At 69.8% G+C, this 17,666-nt stretch carries 15 protein-coding genes and 1 pseudogene; 11 read left to right on the top strand and 5 right to left on the bottom strand.

Going from position 1 to position 17,666, the window contains the following annotated elements; translation table 11 throughout:
• The first annotated feature begins 34 nt into the window (after positions 1-34).
• Complete coding sequence (locus tag SH922_RS02330; RefSeq protein ID WP_393054053.1) at positions 35-580, top strand: DUF1697 domain-containing protein; 546 nt, start codon at positions 35-37, stop codon at positions 578-580.
• An 11-nt stretch (positions 581-591) separates the two neighbouring features.
• On the opposite strand, the gene SH922_RS02325 is transcribed toward SH922_RS02330, so the two are convergent.
• Positions 592-1,014: an arsenate reductase ArsC gene (locus tag SH922_RS02325; RefSeq protein ID WP_393054051.1), complete on the bottom strand. Its 423-nt coding sequence runs from the start codon at positions 1,012-1,014 to the stop codon at positions 592-594.
• 93 nt (positions 1,015-1,107) lie between these two features.
• On the opposite strand from SH922_RS02325, the gene SH922_RS02320 reads away from it, so the two are divergent.
• The 3 genes and pseudogenes from SH922_RS02320 to SH922_RS02310 form a co-directional block, all read left to right on the top strand.
• Complete coding sequence (locus SH922_RS02320; protein WP_393054048.1) at positions 1,108-1,416, top strand: ArsR/SmtB family transcription factor; 309 nt, start codon at positions 1,108-1,110, stop codon at positions 1,414-1,416.
• On the top strand, positions 1,413-2,525 hold the full coding sequence (arsB, locus tag SH922_RS02315) for an ACR3 family arsenite efflux transporter (RefSeq protein WP_393054045.1): 1,113 nt from the start codon (positions 1,413-1,415) through the stop codon (positions 2,523-2,525). The genes SH922_RS02320 and arsB overlap by 4 nt, the downstream gene beginning before the upstream one ends.
• Before the next feature lie 47 nt (positions 2,526-2,572).
• Positions 2,573-2,970, top strand: a pseudogene (locus SH922_RS02310) (flavoprotein); the annotation flags it as partial.
• A gap of 10 nt (positions 2,971-2,980) precedes the next feature.
• Here SH922_RS02310 and SH922_RS02305 read toward each other — a convergent pair.
• Complete coding sequence (locus tag SH922_RS02305) at positions 2,981-4,918, bottom strand: discoidin domain-containing protein (RefSeq protein ID WP_393054042.1); 1,938 nt, start codon at positions 4,916-4,918, stop codon at positions 2,981-2,983.
• A 186-nt stretch (positions 4,919-5,104) separates the two neighbouring features.
• On the opposite strand from SH922_RS02305, the gene SH922_RS02300 reads away from it, so the two are divergent.
• Positions 5,105-6,118: a LacI family DNA-binding transcriptional regulator gene (locus SH922_RS02300; protein ID WP_393054039.1), complete on the top strand. Its 1,014-nt coding sequence runs from the start codon at positions 5,105-5,107 to the stop codon at positions 6,116-6,118.
• Positions 6,119-6,313: 195 nt separating this feature from the next.
• Here the strand turns inward: SH922_RS02300 and SH922_RS02295 are convergent, their stop codons facing one another.
• Positions 6,314-6,709, bottom strand: a complete 396-nt coding sequence (locus tag SH922_RS02295; protein ID WP_393054037.1) for a molybdopterin-binding protein — start codon at positions 6,707-6,709, stop codon at positions 6,314-6,316.
• Between the two features lie 143 nt (positions 6,710-6,852).
• Between SH922_RS02295 and SH922_RS02290 the strand changes: the two genes are divergently transcribed.
• Together SH922_RS02290 and SH922_RS02285 are read left to right on the top strand one after the other, a co-directional pair.
• Positions 6,853-8,358, top strand: a complete 1,506-nt coding sequence (locus SH922_RS02290) for an MFS transporter (RefSeq protein WP_393054034.1) — start codon at positions 6,853-6,855, stop codon at positions 8,356-8,358.
• A 10-nt stretch (positions 8,359-8,368) separates the two neighbouring features.
• Positions 8,369-9,400 carry a glutathione S-transferase family protein gene (locus SH922_RS02285; RefSeq protein ID WP_393054031.1) on the top strand — a complete coding sequence of 344 codons (1,032 nt, stop codon included), beginning with the start codon at positions 8,369-8,371 and terminating at the stop codon, positions 9,398-9,400.
• A gap of 6 nt (positions 9,401-9,406) precedes the next feature.
• Here SH922_RS02285 and SH922_RS02280 read toward each other — a convergent pair whose 3' ends face one another.
• On the bottom strand, positions 9,407-9,916 hold the full coding sequence (locus SH922_RS02280; protein WP_393054028.1) for a tetratricopeptide repeat protein: 510 nt from the start codon (positions 9,914-9,916) through the stop codon (positions 9,407-9,409).
• Positions 9,917-10,043: 127 nt separating this feature from the next.
• On the opposite strand from SH922_RS02280, the gene SH922_RS02275 reads away from it, so the two are divergent.
• The 4 genes from SH922_RS02275 to SH922_RS02260 all read left to right on the top strand — a co-directional run bounded on the left by SH922_RS02275 (position 10,044) and on the right by SH922_RS02260 (position 16,218).
• Positions 10,044-12,266, top strand: coding sequence for an NADP-dependent isocitrate dehydrogenase (locus SH922_RS02275; protein WP_393054025.1), 2,223 nt, complete (start codon positions 10,044-10,046; stop codon positions 12,264-12,266).
• A 347-nt stretch (positions 12,267-12,613) separates the two neighbouring features.
• Positions 12,614-14,344 carry a cytochrome c oxidase subunit I gene (gene ctaD, locus SH922_RS02270; protein ID WP_393054023.1) on the top strand — a complete coding sequence of 577 codons (1,731 nt, stop codon included), beginning with the start codon at positions 12,614-12,616 and terminating at the stop codon, positions 14,342-14,344.
• A gap of 29 nt (positions 14,345-14,373) precedes the next feature.
• Complete coding sequence (locus tag SH922_RS02265; RefSeq protein ID WP_393054020.1) at positions 14,374-14,721, top strand: hypothetical protein; 348 nt, start codon at positions 14,374-14,376, stop codon at positions 14,719-14,721.
• A gap of 132 nt (positions 14,722-14,853) precedes the next feature.
• Entirely contained in the window at positions 14,854-16,218 is a 1,365-nt protein-coding gene (locus SH922_RS02260; protein WP_393054017.1) for an NAD(P)/FAD-dependent oxidoreductase, read from the top strand.
• Positions 16,219-16,235: 17 nt separating this feature from the next.
• Here SH922_RS02260 and rho read toward each other — a convergent pair whose 3' ends face one another.
• Positions 16,236-17,408 carry a transcription termination factor Rho gene (gene rho, locus SH922_RS02255; RefSeq protein WP_393054014.1) on the bottom strand — a complete coding sequence of 391 codons (1,173 nt, stop codon included), beginning with the start codon at positions 17,406-17,408 and terminating at the stop codon, positions 16,236-16,238.
• Positions 17,409-17,666 lie beyond the last annotated feature (258 nt).

Below are 17,666 nucleotides of genomic sequence, written 5' to 3'. Positions count from 1 at the left end.
TTGCGTACTTCTCCTTGCGGACAGGTGATCTGATTTGCTGTACATCGCGTTCCTGCGCGGGATGAACGTGCCGGGCCGCTCGGTGAAGATGGAGTATCTGCGCCGTCTGTTCACGGACATGGGGTTCGACTCCGTACGCAGCTACATCCAGAGCGGCAACGTCTTCTTCGAGTCCGACGAGTCGGACCGGGCCGTGCTCGCCGCCCGGATCGGTGAGCACCTCGAACGGGAGCTCGGCTACGAGGTCGCGGTCTGTCTGCGTACGGTGCCGGAACTGGAGGCGCTGATCGCGCTCGACCCGTTCAAGGACGTCACGATCACCGACGACCTGCGCTGCTGCGTGGTGTTCACGACCGAGCGGATCGATCCGGAGCTCTCTTTGCCGATGCTCTCTCCGAAGAAGGACATGGAGATCATCGGCAGCACCGGGTACGACGCCTTCGTCGTCTGGTATCTGATCAACAGCAAGGCGCCCGCTGCGAAGGGCTTCCAGGAGCGCGTCCTGGGCCACGACGCGACGACGCGCTTCTTCCACACCGTGGTGAAGATCCTCGGCGCGGCCAAGAAGGGCGCGGCCTGAGGGACGGGCCGTCAGGCTCCGGTGTCCGGGGCGATCTCCTCGACGAGGCTCTCGACGAGCGCCCTGATCTCGTCGCGGACGGTGCGCACGGCCTCGATCCCCAAGCCGGCCGGGTCGTCCAGTTTCCAGTCGAGGTAGCGCTTGCCGGGGAAGACGGGGCAGGTGTCGCCGCAGCCCATGGTGACGCACACGTCCGACTCCCGGACCGCGTCGGCCGTCAGGACCTTCGGGGTCTCGGCGGAGATGTCGATCCCGGCCTCCGCCATCGCCTGGACGGCGGCGGGGTTGACGTGGGCGCCAGGCGCCGAGCCGGCGGACCGGACCTCGACACGGTCCCCGGCCAGATGGGCCAGCCAGGCCGCGGCCATCTGGGACCGGCCCGCGTTGTGCACGCAGACGAACAGGACGGACGGCTTGCCGCCGGGCTCGGTCATGGTGATCGTGCTCCCTCGTCGCATGACGGAACCAGCCGTCGATGAATCAGTCCCAGCTGGTATCAGTGGGCGGTGATGTGACAGTATCAGTGCATGCTGACTTCAGTCGATGCTGATCTGATGCGGGTGCTGGGCGACCCGCTCCGCCTCCGGATCGTGACCCTGCTGGCGCGTGAGACGCTCTGCACGACGCACCTGGTCGAGGAGACCGGCGCGAAGCAGACCAACCTCTCGAACCATATGAAGGTGCTGCGGGAGGCCGGTGTGGTGGAGACCGAGCCATGCGGCCGCTTCACCTACTACAAGCTGCGCCCCGACGTCCTCGCCGGGCTCTCCGCGCAGTTCGCGGCGCTCGCCGAGTCGGCCAGGACCGCCGACGCGAGGAAGAGGGTCTGTCCGTGACCTCCACCGAGTCCGCCGCCCCGCCGGTCCGGCCTGCCGCGGACGGGTCCGTCGTCCGGAAGCTCTCCACCCTCGACCGCTTTCTCGCGGTGTGGATCCTGCTGGCCATGGCTGTCGGCCTCGGCCTGGGGCGCCTCGTTCCCGGGATGGGCGACGCCCTGGCGAAGATCGAGGTCGGCGGCATCTCGCTGCCGATCGCGCTCGGCCTGCTGGTCATGATGTATCCGGTGCTGGCCAAGGTCCGCTACGACAGGCTCGACGCCGTCACCGGCGACCGGAAGCTGATGGTGTCCTCGCTGGTCATCAACTGGATCATCGGTCCGGCCGTGATGTTCGCCCTGGCGTGGATCTTCCTGCCCGACCTGCCCGAGTACCGCACCGGCCTGATCGTCGTCGGCCTCGCACGCTGTATCGCCATGGTCATCATCTGGAACGACCTCGCCTGCGGCGACCGCGAAGCCGCGGCCGTCCTCGTCGCGCTGAACTCGGTCTTCCAGGTGATCGCGTTCGGCGTGCTGGGCTGGTTCTACCTGGACCTGCTGCCGCGGTGGCTGGGCCTCGGGGACGGACAGGGCCTCGACGTACCCGTCTGGCACATCGCGCTGAACGTCGTCGTCTTCCTGGGCATCCCGCTGCTCGCCGGCTTCCTCACCCGCCGCATCGGCGAGAAGAAGATGGGCCGCGAGTCGTACGAGGCGACGTTCCTGCCGAGGATCGGTCCCTGGGCCCTGTACGGGCTGCTCTTCACGATCGTGATCCTCTTCGCACTCCAGGGGAAGACCATCACCTCGCAGCCGCTGGACGTCGTACGCATCTCGCTGCCGCTCCTCGTGTACTTCGCGATCATGTTCTTCGGAACGTTCGCGCTCGGCAAGGCCCTCGGGCTGGCCTACGACCGCACCGCGACGCTGGCGTTCACCGCGGCGGGCAACAACTTCGAGCTGGCCATCGCCGTCGCCGTCGCCACCTTCGGCGTCACCTCCGGCCAGGCGCTGTCGGGTGTCGTCGGCCCGCTGATCGAGGTCCCGGTACTGATCGGGCTGGTGTACGTCGCACTGGCCTGGCGCAACAGGTTCGCGTCGCCCGTCACGGTGGGGCGGGAGGGCTGACTTTGCGCCGATGCCCCGCCCGCACGTGCTGCGGGCGGGGCATCGGCGCACCATCAGGTGCGGAGAACCGGCACTTCTGCGGCACCGTCTACCCGCACGGCCACCGCGAACTGGCCCACCCCGAGCCGGGCTTCCACCTGGTCGGCATGAAGTCCTACGGCCGTGCCCCGGCCTTCCTCGCCATGACCGGTCACGAGCAGGTCCGCTCCGGCACGGCCGCCCTCGCCGGTGACACCGAAGCCGCCGACCGCGTCGAACTCACCCTCCCCGAGGCCGGGGTCTGCGGCGGCGCCGGACTCTTCGACGACTCCGCCGCAGGCCAGGCCGACGACGTTGGCTGCTGCGCCGCTCCCGCCCCGGCGCTGGTGCAGATCGCCGGCGTCGCTCCGGCCGGCCCGCCGAAGTGGCGGGGGAGTCCCCGGCCGGCGGCTGCTGCGGAACCTGAGGTCTCCGGATCAGCGGTACAGGCGCACGTCCGCGAGGCTCCACCAGCTGTCGGAGGTGCCCGTCTGCGTCACGCGGAGGAAGCGGGCGCTGGTGCGCGGCAGGTCGACGGTGGTGAGCTGGCCGGTGCCCGTACCGCTGCCCACGGTCCGCCAGCGCTTGCCGTCGTCGCTGACCGACAGCTGCCAGCCGCGCGCGTAGTCGCCGAGGTTGTCCCCGCTGTCGATAGCGACCCGGCGGAACGTGGTGCGCCGGGCGAGGTCGAGCTGAACGTACTGCCCCGGGGCCTGCGCCGTACCGGCGCTCCAGCGGGTGGACCCGTCGGCGTCGGCGGCGAGCCGGGCCGCGCCCTCACCGGCGGGCTGTGCCGTGGCGGTGGCGTCGTCCAGCGGCACCGCATGCAGCAGACCGCGGGGCGTCGCCGACTTCGGCCAGGTGAACGTCGCCAGCGCTCCGCCCGGCAGGGTGTAGTCGAACGACCGGTCGCCGACGGCCACCGTGAAGGACCGGGGGGCATCGTTCTCGTTGTGGACGACCAGTGCGGTGGATCCGTCCGGATTGCGGAAGGCGACATCGGTCAGCTGCCCGTTCCAGCCCGTGGTGCCGTAGTTGGTGCTGGCGATGCGGGTGGCTCCGGGCTTCACGAACTTCGACAGATGGCCGATGGTGAACAGCTCGGCGTTGGGCGTCACGGTGCCGTCGTCCTGCACGGTGAGCAGTGCGGTGCAGGTGTCGCAGCCGCCGTTGTGCGGACCGCCGTCGGCCTCCAGTACGAGATTCCAGTCGGCGACGGACCTGGCCCAGTTGCGCGTGGTGCCGACCGTGATCGTGCGGGCGTGCCAGGTGAGGGTGGAGCGGAAGAACTGGGCGGGTGTGTCGGCGGCGCCGTGCGAGCCCGAGCACTCGGTGAACCAGATGCCCTTGTCCGGATGTGCGTCGTGCAGCGCGGTCTGCGCGCTGGGGTCCCCGGAGTAGCAGTGGTAGGCGGTCCCCGCGATCCACTTGGCTGCGGGGTCGTCCAGGAGCTGGTACGGGTAGTCGGTCTCCGGATCCTCGCCGAGCCGCTCGGCGGTGGCGATGTCGTCCGGGTGGGTGCTCCAGTTGTGGTCGTACGCGAGGATCTTGGTGCGTGGGCTGGCCCGGTGCAGCAGCGGGCCGAGAGCCTCGATGATCCGCGCCTCCTGCCGGACGGGCATGTCGGTGCCGGGATAGGCGCTGGGGGCGCGGTTCTGCGGCTCGTTCTGCACGGTCAGATAGTCGATGGGCACGCCCGCGTCGGCGTAGGCCTGCACGAATTTCACCAGGTAGCGGGCATAGGCCCGGTAGACGGCCGGATCGTCCTTGAGATGGCCTCCCACGAGCGAACCATTGTCCTTCATCCACGCTGGCGGACTCCACGGCGTGGCCATCACGGTCAGCTGCGGATTCAGCTTCCTGGCCTGGCGGAGCAGGGGAAGCACCTGCTGCTCGTCGTGGGCGATGCTGAAGTGCCTGAGCGCGAAGTCGGTCTGTCCTGCGGGCATGTCGTCGTACGTGTAGTGCTCGGGCGAAGCCGTGAAGTCGGAGGAGCCGACCGGCTGACGCAGGAAACTCACGCCGATGCCCTGCTCCGGGTCGAAGAGCTGCCGCATCGCGGCGTCCCGGTCCTTGGCCGGCAGTCTGCTCAGCACCGCGGCCGAGGAGTCGGTGAGCGCGCCGCCGAAACCGTCCATCCGCTGGTAGCTCCGGGTCGGGTCGACGGTGATCGTGGTCCGGTCGGACCCGCCGGCGTGGAAGGCGACCGGCGTCCGCCGCTGCATGTGCTCGGCGCCGTCGGCCGAGGTCACCCACACCTGCGCCTGCGCAGCGGTGTGCGGCGAGGGTGTGTGGGCCGGCGACGCGGTGGCCGGCAGGCAGGTCAGGCAGAGTGCGGCGGCCGTGACGGCCGACGCGCCGAGGGCACGTCTCATGGTGGTTCTCCTCGCTGACGGTTCGCTTGCGGCGGCACCGGAATCCACCATTCATGAAACAGAATGAAACGAATTGGAAACGCGGCGCCTCACAGGAAAGCCCCGCTCTGCGTCGTTGTCAATACATAGCTCCGGCGGTCAGGGAAGCGCGATAGGCTGCATGTATGAAACGGAATTCTGTAACGCGTGGCTAGGCCGGTGGGGTCCCAGGTGACGGTGCGGATGATCGCGGCCGAGGCGGGCGTTTCGATCGCGACCGTGTCGCGCGTGATGAGCGGGCAGGCCCGGGTGGCGCCCGGCACGCAGGAGCGTGTCCGCTCGGCAGCGGAACGGCTGGGGGCCACGCCGCCCGCGCGGCGCGGCAGCGCGGAGGGTGCCGTCTTCGTGCGCTGCCCCTATGTGCTCACCGACTACTTCGGGGTGATCGTCTCCTCGATCGCCGAGGCCCTGGACGTGCACGGAAGACGGCTGGTGCTCAGTGCGGGCGACGCCGCCCGGGAGCGGTCCGTGCTGCCCGGACTGGCGGCGGACCCGGCCGTCGGCGGCGCCCTGCTGATCCTGCCGCCGGAACCCGGGCCGGAGCTGGAGGCGCTGCGTGGGCAGGGTCTGCCGTTCGTGGTGGTGGACCCGCGGACGCCGCTGCCCGGCGACATCGCCTCCGTCTCCGCGGCGCACCTGGCGGGCGCCAGGGACGTGACCGCGCACCTGGCCGGCCTAGGTCACCGGCGGATCGGGGTCATCGGGGGCCCGGCCGAATGGCTGGCCTGCCAGGCGCGACTCGCCGGCCACCGCTCGGCGCTGGCCGACGTCGGCGTGCTGCACGCCCCGGAGTTGCTGCGTAGCATCGAGCCGACCGCCGACTGGGGGTATGTGGCGGCGCGCGAGCTGCTCGAACTGCCCGAACGCCCGACCGCGCTGGTCGCGTTCAACGACAAGGCGGCGGTCGGCGCGCTGCGCGCGGCCTACGAACGCGGGCTACGGGTGCCGGAGGATCTGTCGATCACCGGCTTCGACGACACGGACCTGGGCCGCAGCACCGTGCCCCGGCTGACGACGGTCCGTCAGCCGGTGCAGGAGATGGGGCGGATGGCGGTGTCCCTGCTGATGCGGCTGCTGGACGGGCAGGCGGTGGACACCCTGCACGTGGAGCTGGCCACCCAGCTGGTGGTCCGGGACTCCACCGGGCCCGCGCCGGGCTGAGCGCGGCCGGTGCCGCCCGTGCGACTCGGAGCATCGCGGGGGGCCGCGCCGGGGTGACGGGTGTGCGGGGGCCCGCGGAGATGCTTCTCCGTGGATCGCCGGGCCGCGGCGGACGGGTTTCCGTCGCCCGCGGCGCACGTGCGGTGGCGGACGTGCGCCCGCGGGCGGAGGGCGGACCGCGGGCGGACGGGTGTGTCAGGTGCGGTCGATGTGCACGCTGGTCGACTTCACGCGGGCGGTCGCCGTCATGCCGACCTCAAGCCCGAGCTCCTCGACGGCCTCCCGGGTCAGCAGTGACACGAGCCGGTGCGGACCGGCCTGGATCTCCACCTGTGCCGCCACGTCCCCGAGCTTGACCGCGGTGACGATGCCCGGAAAGGCGTTGCGCGCGGAGGTGTAGGAGACCTCCTCCTCGGCCGTGCCGTTCTGTGCGACCTCGACGGAGAACGCGGCCAGATCGCGGCCGTCGATGAGGCGGCGACCGCTCTCCTCGCGGTGGGTGGCGACCCGGCCGGCATCCGCCCAGCGCCGCGCGGTGTCCGGGCTGACGCCGAGCAAGCGGGCGGCCTGTCCGATGGTGTAAGACTGCATATGTTGGACTCTAAGCTCATTGGAGCTGCAAATGCAAGCATGTTCTCGAAAAATGCTAGCAGATGCGATTCTGTCACCCGGTCGGTGGGCCGGGTGGCCCTGCCGGGATGAGGAATCGGGGCGTGCGACCTAGTGTGCGAGCCATGGCAGAGAGCGCGGCGTACCGGGGTTCTGCGGGGCGGGATGCGGGCTCCGCCGCCGGACCGGACACCCCCGACCCCCGGCGGTGGCAGGCGCTCGCGGTCTGTCTGGTGGCGGGCTTCATGACCCTCCTGGACGTGTCCATCGTCAACGTGGCCCTGCCGTCCATCCGGGAAGGGCTGCACACCCCGGAGTCCGATCTGCAGTGGGTGCTCTCGGGGTACTCGCTCGCCTTCGGTCTCTTCCTGATTCCCGCCGGGCGCCTCGGCGACGCCCGTGGGCGCCGCGAGGTCTTCATGACCGGGCTGGTGCTCTTCACCCTGTCGTCCGCCGCTTGCGGCGCCGCCCAGTCCAGCACCTGGCTGGTGATCGCCCGACTGGTCCAAGGACTGGCGGGCGGTATGGTCTCGCCGCAGATCTCCGCCCTCATCCAGCAGATGTTCTCGGGGCGGGAGCGGGGCCGGGCGTTCGGCATGTTCGGCACGGTGGTCGGCATCTCCACCGCGGTCGGCCCGCTGCTGGGCGGACTGCTCATCCAGGCCGCCGGGGCCGAGGAGGGCTGGCGCTGGGTGTTCTACGTCAACCTGCCGCTCGGGCTCGTCTGCCTCCTGCTGGCGCGGCGGCTGCTGCCGGACACCCCCTCCGCGGGCCCGGTGCGGCTGCGGGATCTCGACCCCCTCGGGATCCTGCTGCTGGGGGCGGGGGTGCTGGCCCTGCTGCTGCCGTTCGTCCAGGCCCATCAGTGGCCGGGCAACGGGAAGTGGCTGCTCCTGCTGGTCGCCGCGGTACTGCTCGCCGCGTTCGTCGGCTGGGAGTCCCGGTGCGGGCGCCGCGGCACGCAGCCGGTCGTCGACCTCCGGCTCTTCCGCGTCCGTTCCTACTGGCTGGGCTGCCTGCTGATCCTGCTGTACTTCGCCGGATTCACCTCGATCTTCTTCATCACCACGCTCTACCTGCAGAGCGGCCTGCACTACACCGCCCTGCAGGCGGGCCTGGCGATCACCCCGTTCGCCCTGGGCTCCGCCGTCGCCGCAGGCCCCGGCGGCAGAATGGTCGGCCGGTACGGGCGCCCCCTCGTCGTCCTCGGCATGGCCACTGTCGCGGTGGGGCTGGCAGCCACCGCGCTCGCCGTCCACCTGGTGCCCGGCAGGGGTGCCGGATGGGCGATGGCCGCCCCGCTGCTGCTGGCCGGCCTGGGCAGCGGCCTGGTCATCGCACCCAACCAGACCCTGACCCTGTCGCAGGTGCCGGTGGCCACCGCGGGAAGCGCCGGCGGCACCCTGCAGACCGGCCAGCGCGTCGGCTCCGCGATCGGGATCGCCGCCGTGGGCTCGGTGTTCTTCGCCCAGGTGGGCCCCGCCGCCTGGTCCACCGCCTACGACCACGGACTCATCGTCTCCGTCGCCTTCGTGATCGCCGGACTCGTCGTGGCGCTGGCCGACGTGGGCGGGGCCCGGCGGGGCAGAAGCCGTACACAGCAGTCCGCATCCTCCACGGCGGACCTCTAAGGAGACGCGAATGAAGGACCCCGACGGCACCGCGCAGGACGGCAACAGTTCGTACGGACACAAGCCCTTCAAACGGTCCCGGAGTCATTTCGCCGACCGCATCACTGCCGACGGCCAGGGCGGCTGGCCCGTCGAGGCCGGTCGCTACCGCCTCGTCGTCAGCCGCGCCTGCCCCTGGGCGAGCCGCGCCCTGGTCTCCCGCAGGCTGCTCGGTCTGGAGAGCGCCCTCTCGCTCGCCGTCGCCGACCCGCTGCAGGACGACCGAAGCTGGCGCTTCACCCTGGACCCGGACGGCCGGGACCCGGTACTCGGCATCCGCTACCTGAGCGAGGCGTACGACGCCAGGGAGCGCGGGTACCCCGGCGGCGTCAGCGTCCCCGCGATCGTCGACGTCCCCAGCGGCAGGCTCGTCACCAACGACTACCAGCAGATCACCCTGGATCTCGCCACCGAATGGACCGCACTGCACCGCCCAGGGGCGCCCGACCTCTACCCGGAGCCGTTGCGCGAAGAGATCGACGAGGTGATGGCAGGGGTCTACCGCGACATCAACAACGGCGTGTACCAGGCCGGGTTCGCGGACGACCAGAGCACGTACGAGAGCGCCTACGAGGCCCTCTTCCGCCGCCTGGACCAGGTGTCGGAAGGACTGAGGGAGCGGCGCTACCTCGTCGGCGACACGATCACCGAGGCCGACATCCGTCTCTTCACCACCCTGGTGCGCTTCGACGCCGTCTATCACGGCCACTTCAAGTGCAACCGCTCGAAACTGGCCGAGGACCCGGTCCTGTGGGCGTACACCAGGGACCTCTACCAGACCCCCGGGTTCGGGGACACCGTCGACTTCCACCACATCAAGCAGCACTACTACCGCGTCCACACGGGCATCAATCCCACCGGCATCGTGCCCGCCGGGCCCGACCTGTCGGGATTCCTGACCCCGCACCACCGCGAGCAGCTCGGCGGCCGGCCGTTCGGCGACGGCACTCCGCCCGGTCCCGTACCGGCAGGTGAAAAGGTCCCACCACGGCACCGGCCCTGAGCAGCCCTACTCCGTCTCGTCCAGGTGATCGGCGTAGTACTCGATCGCCGGACGGTACGCCCGGACCTGCGGATCCTCGCTGGTGGCGGCCGACACCAGCAGGAGCGTCCGTACAGCCTCGCGGGATTCGCCCAGGTTGTACAGCGTCATGGCCAGGAACGTCCGCAGGGCGGCATCGTGGGTGAACTCGCCCAGACCCCGCCCCAGTACCTCGCGCGCCTCCTCGTAGCGGCCCAGCACCCGCAGCGTGCTGCCGAGGCCGAGGAAGGCCCCGTGGCGGTCCTGCGCCGAAAGGCCTGTCCCGTTCAGCGCGCGCTCGTAGAACGGCACGGCCTCGGCCTCGAGGCCCAGGGAATCGTGCGACCAGGCGGCCTGGTAGGCGATGGCGGCATCGCGCGGATGGCGTGCCGCCAGGGTCACCAGCTCCTCGTGTGCCTGCGCGGTCTTCCGCTCGCGCAGGCGCACCGCCCGTGCGAGAGCCGCGTCCGCCGTCTCGTGCTCATTGTCGGTGCTCATGCAGCCGCACGCTGTCAGGCCGACGGGCACAGCGCAAAACCATGTGGAGCAGGGCCCTGTCGAGACAGCGGCGATCACGAGATATCTTGATGTCAAGCAATGTTGCAGACGTGGAGCGGAGCACAGGGTGACTGACTCGACCATCATCTATACACACACCGACGAGGCCCCGGCCCTGGCGACGTATTCGTTCCTGCCCGTGGTCGAGGCGTATGCCTCGAAGGCCGGGGTCACCGTGGAGAGCCGTGACATCTCCCTGGCGGGCCGGATCATCGCCAGTTTCCCCGATCGCCTCCAGGAGAGCCAGCGCATCGACGACGCTCTTGCCGAGCTGGGCGCGCTGGCCACCACTCCCGGTGCGAACATCATCAAGCTGCCGAACATCTCGGCCTCGATCCCGCAGCTGAAGGCCGCGATCGCCGAGCTCCAGGAGCAGGGCTACGCGCTTCCGGACTACCCGGACGACCCGCAGAGCGACGAGGACAAGGACGTCCGCGCACGCTACGACAAGGTCAAGGGCAGCGCGGTCAACCCCGTCCTGCGCGAGGGCAACTCCGACCGCCGCGCCCCCGCGTCGGTCAAGAACTACGCCAAGAACCACCCGCACCGCATGGGCGCATGGTCGGCCGACTCGAAGACGAACGTCGCCACCATGGGCGTCGACGACTTCCGCTCCACCGAGAAGTCCGCCGTGATCGCCGAGCCCGGCTCGCTGCGCATCGAGCTGGTGGGCGACGACGGCACCACCACGGTGCTGCGCGAGTCCGTACCCGTGCTCGCCGGCGAGGTCGTGGACGCCGCCGTCATGCGTGTCGCAGCACTGCGTGAGTTCTTCACCGCGCAGATCGCCCGGGCCAAGTCCGAGGACGTGCTGTTCTCTGTGCACCTCAAGGCCACGATGATGAAGGTCTCCGACCCGATCATCTTCGGCCACGTGGTCCGCGCCTTCTTCCCGAACACCTTCGCCAAGTACGGCGACGTCCTCGCCGCCGCGGGCCTGACCCCGAACGACGGCCTCGGCGGGATCCTCAAGGGCCTCGACTCCGTGCCTCACGTCGGCGCCGAGATCAAGGCGTCCTTCGAGGCCGAGCTCGCCGAGGGCCCCGCCCTGGCGATGGTCGACTCCGACAAGGGCATCACCAACCTGCACGTCCCCAGCGACGTCATCGTGGACGCCTCCATGCCGGCCATGATCCGCACCTCCGGCCACATGTGGGGCCCGGACGGCCAGGAGGCCGACACCGTCGCCGTCCTGCCGGACAGCAGCTACGCCGGTGTCTACCAGGTCGTGATCGACGACTGCCGTGCGAACGGCGCCTTCGACCCGTCCACCATGGGCTCGGTGCCCAACGTCGGTCTGATGGCGCAGAAGGCCGAGGAGTACGGCAGCCACGACAAGACCTTCGAGATCCCCGCCACGGGCACGGTGCGGGTCGTCGACACCGCCGGCACCACCGTCCTGGAGCAGGCCGTCGGCGCCGGTGACATCTTCCGGATGTGCCAGACCAAGGACCTGCCGATCCAGGACTGGGTCAAGCTCGCCGTCACCCGCGCCCGCGCGACCGGCAACCCGGCCGTGTTCTGGCTCGACGAGGACCGCGCCCACGACGCGCAGCTCATCACCAAGGTCAAGACCTACCTGGCCGACCACGACACCGACGGTCTCCAGATCGAGATCCTGACCCCGGAGAAGGCCACCGCCTTCTCGCTGGAGCGCATCCGCCGCGGTGAGGACACCATCTCGGTGACCGGCAACGTGCTGCGCGACTACCTCACCGACCTGTTCCCGATCCTGGAACTCGGCACCAGCGCGAAGATGCTCTCCGTCGTGCCGCTGATGAACGGTGGCGGTCTGTTCGAGACGGGCGCCGGCGGCTCCGCGCCCAAGCACGTCCAGCAGCTCGTCAAGGAGGACTACCTGCGCTGGGACAGCCTGGGCGAGTTCCTCGCCCTCGCGGTCAGCTTCGAGCACCTCGCGCAGACCACGGACAACGCGCGCGCCCAGGTCCTCGCCGACACGCTGGACCGTGCGACCGCCACGTTCCTCAACGAGGACAAGTCCCCGAGCCGCAAGCTCGGCGGCATCGACAACCGCGGCAGCCACTTCTACCTGTCGCTGTACTGGGCCCAGGAGCTGGCGCAGCAGAGCACCGACGCCGACCTCGCGACGGCGTTCGCCCCGCTCGCCAAGACGCTGGCCGAGCAGGAGCAGACCATCGTCGGCGAACTGATCGCGGTCCAGGGCAAGCCGGCCGACATCGGTGGCTACTACCAGCCCGACCCGGCCAAGGCCGCGGCCGTCATGCGCCCGTCGGCGACGTTCAACCAGGCGATCGCGAGCCTCGCCTGATGTAACAGGGCGATGGGGGACAGGCGCCCGCACTTCTGCCCCCCCAGCCCGTACAGCCCTGTTGCTGCTCCGCCCCGGCCGACCTTCCGTCGAGCCGGGGCGGAGCTGTTCCCGCACCGCTCCCCGCGCGGACCGGTCGGCTCGGCCGCCGGGGCCCCGGGGGACGCCCTGACGAGTGAAAGTGGAGCCGTGGCGGGCGCCGGGCCGCCTTCGGTGGGGCCGTGACTGGTTTGCTGCAACCGGAAACACGCGCGACGCGCGGGGAGGGCCGTTCGGCCCACCCGCTGGAAGCGGCGCCACGCCGGGTGCGCATTCCACCCGCGGATGACAACCGAAGGAGCGTCCCAGTGACGACGACGGGCACAGCAGAGCCGACGGACGAAGAGGAGTCGTACGCCAACGAGCTTCCGGTACACAGCAAGGAGCCGGGAAACGTCGTCATCAAGTGGCTGACCACCACTGACCACAAGACGATCGGCTCGCTGTACCTGGTCACGTCTTTCGCGTTCTTCCTCCTCGGTGGCGTGCTCGCGCTCGTCATGCGCGCCGAGCTGGCGCGTCCGGGCACGCAGCTCGTGTCGAACGAGCAGTTCAACCAGGCGTTCACCATCCACGGCACGATCATGCTGCTGATGTTCGCGACGCCGCTGTTCGCCGGATTCACCAACTGGATCATGCCGTTGCAGATCGGCGCGCCCGACGTGGCGTTCCCGCGGCTGAACATGTTCGCGTACTGGCTGTACCTCTTCGGCTCGCTCCTCGTGGTGGCCGGCTTCCTCACCCCGAACGGCGCGGCCGACTTCGGCTGGTTCGCCTACTCCCCGCTGACGGACGCCATTCGCTCGCCGGGGATCGGCGGAGACATGTGGATCATGGGTCTGGCCTTCTCCGGCTTCGGCACGATCCTCGGCTCGGTCAACTTCATCACCACGATCATCTGCATGCGCGCGCCCGGCATGACGATGTTCCGCATGCCGATCTTCGTCTGGAACGTCCTGCTGACCGGTGTCCTGGTCCTGCTGGCCTTCCCGGTGCTCGCCGCGGCGCTCCTGGCCCTGGAGGCGGACCGGAAGTTCGGTGCCCACGTCTTCGACGCGACCAACGGCGGCGCGCTGCTCTGGCAGCACCTCTTCTGGTTCTTCGGCCACCCGGAGGTGTACATCATCGCGCTCCCCTTCTTCGGGATCGTCAGTGAGATCATCCCCGTCTTCAGCCGCAAACCGATCTTCGGTTACATCGGCCTCGTGGCCGCGACGATCTCGATCGCCGGTCTCTCGGCGACGGTGTGGGCGCACCACATGTACGTCACCGGCGGCGTGCTGCTGCCGTTCTTCTCCTTCATGACGTTCCTCATCGCGGTGCCCACCGGGGTGAAGTTCTTCAACTGGATCGGCACGATGTGGAAGGGCTCGCTGTCCTTCGAGACACCGATGCTCTGGTCCATCGGCTTCCTCGTCACGTTCCTTTTCGGCGGTCTGACCGGCGTCATCCTGGCCTCGCCGCCGATGGACTTCCACGTCTCGGACTCGTACTTCGTGGTCGCGCACTTCCACTACGTCGTCTTCGGCACCGTGGTGTTCGCGATGTTCGCCGGATTCCACTTCTGGTGGCCGAAGTTCACCGGCAGGATGCTGGACGAGCGGCTCGGCAAGATCACCTTCTGGACGCTGTTCGTCGGGTTCCACGGCACGTTCCTGGTGCAGCACTGGCTGGGCGCGGAGGGCATGCCGCGTCGTTACGCCGACTACCTGGCCGCGGACGGTTTCACCGCTCTCAACACGATCTCGACGGTTTCCTCGTTCCTGCTCGGCCTGTCGATGCTGCCGTTCCTCTACAACGTGTGGAAGACCGCCAAGTACGGCAAGAAGGTCGAGGCCGACGATCCTTGGGGCTACGGCCGTTCGCTGGAGTGGGCGACCTCCTGCCCGCCGCCGCGGCACAACTTCGTCACGCTGCCCCGGATCCGTTCCGAATCCCCGGCGTTCGACCTGCACCACCCCGCCGTACGTGAGCTCGACGAGACCGCCAACCGCGGTGACCAATCCGTGACGGTGGCGCCGGGGGACAGGCAGGCGTGAGCAGGAGGGCCGGGCGAGAGGAGAGACGCATGGGTCCCGATCCCGAGAAGGACAGCGCCCGCGGCCTGGCCCAGATGGAGGGCTACCTGCTGTGGAACGCCGAGATCGAGGAGGCGCGCCGGCGCGCCCGCCGCTTCACCGACGAGCTGCCGTGGCTCACGACGGCCCAGCGCGAGGACGTGGAGCGGGTCTACGCGGCCGACCGGGCCGCCGCCTCGCGGGCGATGCTCGTACGCGTCTCGGCCCGCGCCGCCGAACTGCGCGGCGAGTACAACGAGCGTTACCGCAGGCTCAGAACGCGCTGCGTCGCCACCGCGGTGGTCTGCGCGGGCACAGCCGGCGGGGCCTGCACGGTCGCGGCATACCTGGCCAGATGACCCGCTGAGGTCGTCCGTTCTGCCGCCCCAGCAGGCGGACTCGCGCCCGTCTCGTAAAGATGAGAGGTGACGGGCGCGTGTGACGGGGCAGGCGAACGGACGACGTGCAGACCCCGAGAAGGGACGAACACTGTGGCACGACCCAGGATTCTCGTTGTCGGAGCCGGATTTGCCGGGGTCGAGTGCGTACGCCGTCTGGAGCGCGGGCTCCGCCCGGGCGAAGCGGACATCGCGCTCGTCGCACCGTTCTCGTACCAGCTCTACCTGCCCCTGCTGCCGCAGGTCGCCTCCGGCGTCCTCACCCCGCAGTCCGTCGCGGTGTCACTGCGACGGAGTAGCCGGCACCGCACGCGCATCATTCCCGGCGGGGCCATCGGCGTGGACCCGAAGGCGAAGATCTGCGTCATCCGCAAGATCACCGACGAGGTCGTCTACGAGCCGTACGACTACATCGTGCTCAGCCCGGGCAGCGTCACCCGCACCTTCGACATTCCCGGACTGCTCGACAACGCCCGCGGCATGAAGACGCTGGCCGAGGCGGCGTACGTACGAGACCACGTGATCGCCCAGCTCGACCTCGCGGACGCCAGCAGCGACGAGGAGGAGCGGGCCTCCCGGCTGCAGTTCGTGGTGGTCGGCGGTGGGTACGCGGGCACCGAGACGGCCGCCTGTCTGCAACGGCTCACCAGCAACGCGGTCAGGCACTATCCCCGGCTCGACCCGAAGCTGATCAAGTGGCATCTGATCGACATCGCTCCGAAGCTGATGCCCGAGCTGGGCGACAAGCTCGGCGAGAGCGCGCTGAAGGTCCTGCGGGAACGCGGCATCGAGGTGTCGCTCGGTGTCTCCGTCGCCGAGGCCGGCGCCGACAAGGTGACGTTCACCGACGGCCGGGTACTGCCCTGCCGCACGCTCATCTGGACGGCCGGTGTCACCGCGAGCCCGCTCGTCACCACCTTCGACGCGGAGACGGTGCGCGGCAGGCTGGCGGTGACTCCCGAGATGACCCTGCCCGGCTACGACGGCATGTTCGCGCTCGGCGACGTGGCGGCCGTGCCGGACCTGGTCAAGGGCGACGGCGCGGTCTGCCCGCCGACGGCCCAGCACGCGATGCGTCAGGGCCGCAGGCTCGCCGACAACCTGCTGGCGACGCTCCGGCACCAGCCGCTGCGGCCGTACGTCCACAAGGATCTCGGGCTCGTCGTGGACCTCGGCGGCAAGGACGCCGTCTCCAAGCCCCTTGGCATCGAGATGCACGGGATCACGGCCCAGGCCGTGGCCCGGGGCTACCACTGGTCGGCGCTGCGGACCAACGTGGCCAAGGCACGCGTCATGACCAACTGGCTGATCAACGCGGCGGCGGGCGACGACTTCGTCCGGACCGGATTCCAGTCCCGCAAGCCCGCGACACTGCGGGACTTCGAGTACACGGACAGCTACCTCACCCCGGAACAGGTGCGGGAGCACACCGCCTCGCTGAACGCCCGGATGAAGTGATCCTGCACCGGGACCCGTCAGGCCGACGGCACGGTGGTGCGGATCAGGCGCAGGAAGGCGGCGTTGTCCGCGGTGCGCCGGATCCGGTCCAGCAACGTCTCCAGAGAGGTCTGCGCGTCCCGGGAGTGCAGGGCCCGGCGCAGGTCTCGTACGGCGGTCAACTCATCGGCAGGTACGAGGAGTTCATCGCGGCGGGTGCCGGAGGCGGCGATGTTCACCGCCGGGTGGATGCGCTTCTCGGCCAGTGAGCGGTCGAGCCGGAGTTCCATGTTGCCGGTTCCCTTCAGCTCCTCGAAGAAGTACTCGTCCGCCCGGGAGCCGGTGTCGACGAGTGCCGTGGCCAGGATGGTCAGTGAACCGCCCTCCTCGGTGAGGCGGGCGGCGCCGAAGAGCCGCTTGGGGCCGAGCAGCGCGGCTGCGTCCACACCACCGCTGAGGGTGCGTCCGCCGTTGCCTGCGGCGTTGTTGTGGGCCCGGCAGAGCCGGGTGAGCGAGTCCACCAGCATGACGACGTCCCGGCCCTGCTCGACGAGCCGCTTGGCGCGTTCGAGCGCGAGTTCCGCGAGGGCGATGTGTTCCCTGGCCGGCCGGTCGAAGGTCGAGGCGTAGACCTCGCCGCGCACCGAGCGGCGCATGTCGGTGACCTCCTCGGGCCGTTCGTCGAGGAGCACCACCATCAGATGGGACTCGGGGTGGTTCTCCGCGACGGCCGCCGCGACCTGCTGGAGGAGGACCGTCTTCCCGGTCCTGGGCGGGGCGACGATCAGGCCGCGCTGCCCCTTGCCGATCGGGGCGACGAGATCGACGATCCGCGTCGAGGGGCCGCCGGACGGCGTCTCCAGGCGCAGTCGCTGCCGGGGGTGGAGCGGGGTGAGGTCGCGGAAGTGCGGGCGGCCCCGCAGTGCTTGGGGCGGCAGTCCGTTGACCCGTGCGACGGCGCTCAGGGCGCGGGGCCGCTCGCAGGCGCCCTCGACGACATCTCCCTTGCGCAGGCCGTACCTGCGGATGAGTGCCGCGGGGACCTGTACGTCCCCGGGGGCGGGGTGGCCGCCGGCGGAGCGCAGGGAACCGTGCCCCTGCTGTGCGATGTCGAGGATGCCGGCTGCTGCGGTGGTGGCCGCGGGCCGGGTGGTGGTGGATACGGGGTGTTCGAGTGTGGTGGTCATGCGGGGTGGTCCTTTCGCGGACATGCGAATGAAGGGGCCCGGCTGAGACGGGGGCGGAGATCTCACGCCCCGGACGACGGGCAGGAAAGGCCGGTGGGTGAACCCGTACCGGACTGAGGGAATCAATGCGATGAAGCTGGATCGCCGGCCGGAAAGGACGGGCGCATCAGCGTGGTGAAGGTGAATCGGTACCGGAGCCTGAATGGGAGGCATGCACATGTACCGATTGCAATGTAGCACGGATGTCCGGCGCCGATGGCGGCTTTGGTGCGGGTAACCCCG

This window comes from Streptomyces sp. LN549, from assembly GCF_043203805.1.
Taxonomy (GTDB): Bacteria; Actinomycetota; Actinomycetes; order Streptomycetales; family Streptomycetaceae; genus Streptomyces.
This window is presented reverse-complemented; position numbering and strand designations above follow the sequence as displayed.

Bases quoted from the DNA above. Each gene is read 5' to 3' on its own strand.
- SH922_RS02280 (WP_393054028.1), bottom strand. From the start codon at position 9,916: ATGAGCACCGACAATGAGCACGAGACGGCGGACGCGGCTCTCGCACGG.
- rho (WP_393054014.1), bottom strand. From the start codon at position 17,408: ATGTCCGCGAAAGGACCACCCCGCATGACCACCACACTCGAACACCCC.
- SH922_RS02320 (WP_393054048.1), top strand. From the start codon at position 1,108: ATGCTGACTTCAGTCGATGCTGATCTGATGCGGGTGCTGGGCGACCCG.
- SH922_RS02265 (WP_393054020.1), top strand. From the start codon at position 14,374: ATGGGTCCCGATCCCGAGAAGGACAGCGCCCGCGGCCTGGCCCAGATG.
- SH922_RS02285 (WP_393054031.1), top strand. From the start codon at position 8,369: ATGAAGGACCCCGACGGCACCGCGCAGGACGGCAACAGTTCGTACGGA.
- SH922_RS02290 (WP_393054034.1), top strand. From the start codon at position 6,853: ATGGCAGAGAGCGCGGCGTACCGGGGTTCTGCGGGGCGGGATGCGGGC.
- SH922_RS02325 (WP_393054051.1), bottom strand. From the start codon at position 1,014: ATGACCGAGCCCGGCGGCAAGCCGTCCGTCCTGTTCGTCTGCGTGCAC.
- SH922_RS02295 (WP_393054037.1), bottom strand. From the start codon at position 6,709: ATGCAGTCTTACACCATCGGACAGGCCGCCCGCTTGCTCGGCGTCAGC.
- SH922_RS02305 (WP_393054042.1), bottom strand. From the start codon at position 4,918: ATGAGACGTGCCCTCGGCGCGTCGGCCGTCACGGCCGCCGCACTCTGC.